At 52.4% G+C, this 1,009-nt stretch carries 1 protein-coding gene and 1 pseudogene; both read left to right on the top strand.

Features of this window, described 5'->3' with window-relative positions; translation table 11 throughout:
• Positions 1-282: pseudogene (locus tag PSI23_RS21535) on the top strand (baseplate J/gp47 family protein); the annotation flags it as partial.
• Complete coding sequence (locus tag PSI23_RS21540; RefSeq protein WP_273556987.1) at positions 275-931, top strand: phage tail protein; 657 nt, start codon at positions 275-277, stop codon at positions 929-931. The pseudogene PSI23_RS21535 and the gene PSI23_RS21540, both read left to right, overlap by 8 nt.
• Positions 932-1,009: the final 78 nt, after the last annotated feature.

The raw sequence follows: 1,009 nt of genomic DNA on the forward strand, positions 1-1,009 counted from the left end.
GTCACGCTGTTTGTGGTCAGTCTGGCGAACTACCGTCAGGAGCAGATAACTACCTTGAAACGGGATGTGGAAAACCTGATCCGCTGTGCATTCCGGGAAAACAGCCAGTATCCGGTGAAAAAAACATGGCCCTATTCGCGCTTTTCCTTTTCCAGCTTAGGGCGCGAAATTCATCGTGAATTCAGCGAGATTGAATCACTGACCTTTTCACGGGGGGATATTCTCAGTGACTTAAGTGTGCCGAGACTGAAAACGCTGTCAGTGGAGGTGAAAAATGGCTGAGTTCAGGGAACGCCTTAAGCGACTGGCCCTGCCCTCATGGATGGATAAGGGCGAACCCGCCAAACTGCTCAATGCAGCACGGGAATTCTGGTCACAGGTTTATGGCTGGCTGATATGGCCGCTCGCCCAACTGGATGCGGAAACTTGTACCGAATCGCTGTTATCGGTGCTGGCCTATCAGCGCGATATCCAGCGCTTTAACGGCGAGCCGCTGCCACTGTTTCGCAAGCGGGTGAAGTACGCCTTTATCAACGCGAAAGATGCAGGCAGCATCGCAGGCTTTATTGCCATCTTTGAACGGCTGGGCGTGGGTTATGTCGAGTTACTGGAACGCCAGCCAGAGATTGACTGGGATGTGATTATCCTGCGCCTCAGTGACGGGCAAATTGCAGAGAATCCTGATTTGCTGATGAATATCATCCGGCAATACGGGCGTACCTGCCGCCGTTACCGTTTTGAAGTGATGGCGAAAGATCAGTTGCTGATACGGGTAGGCAGTCTCGGGGCGGACTATTGCACTTATGCCGCTGCCATCCCGACCCGGCCATTATTATTAAAAGTGGGGCATATCGCAGGCGTTGCCGTCTGTGACAGTGCCCGCCTCAAGGAAAGCAGCGCACCGAACGTCACTTACGGTGCGTCATTATAAGGAAATAGAAAATGTCCTCCGTCATTACTTTGGACTTTGAAAAATGGAAGGCTCAGCAAACTGCCGCAGGTCAGCCTG

It is taken from the genome of Xenorhabdus yunnanensis (genome assembly GCF_028598805.1).
GTDB lineage: Bacteria > Pseudomonadota > Gammaproteobacteria > Enterobacterales > Enterobacteriaceae > Xenorhabdus > Xenorhabdus yunnanensis.

Bases quoted from the DNA above. Each gene is read 5' to 3' on its own strand.
- PSI23_RS21540 (WP_273556987.1), top strand. From the start codon at position 275: ATGGCTGAGTTCAGGGAACGCCTTAAGCGACTGGCCCTGCCCTCATGG.